1 protein-coding gene is annotated in these 302 nt (G+C 53.3%); it reads right to left on the reverse strand.

All coding sequences use genetic code 11. The features are described from left to right. Positions 1-302: ATP-binding cassette domain-containing protein (locus HBA93_RS20395; protein WP_221724488.1), on the reverse strand; the 302-nt coding region annotated here is incomplete at both ends.

The following is a 302-nucleotide window of genomic DNA, read 5'->3' on the forward strand; positions in this document are numbered from 1 at the left end:
CGCTGACGCATGCCGCCGGAAAATTGATGCGGATGGGCACTCAGTGCTTTTTCACCATCCTTGATGCCGACCTTTTCCAGCATGTTAATGATTTTGAGCTGCCGCTCTTTTTTGCTTTCCTGCGGATAGTGCAGTTCCAGCCCTTCTTCCAGCTGCCGGCCAATCGTCAAAGACGGATTGAGCGAGGTCATCGGCTCCTGAAAGATCATGGCAATGCGCTTGCCGCGAATAGAGCGAATGGCTGTACCATTCATGGCAAACACATCTTCGCCGTCGAAGCGGATGGTTCCGTTGATCGGCTG

It is taken from the genome of Ochrobactrum sp. SFR4 (genome assembly GCF_019730395.1).
Classification (GTDB): domain Bacteria; phylum Pseudomonadota; class Alphaproteobacteria; order Rhizobiales; family Rhizobiaceae; genus Pseudochrobactrum.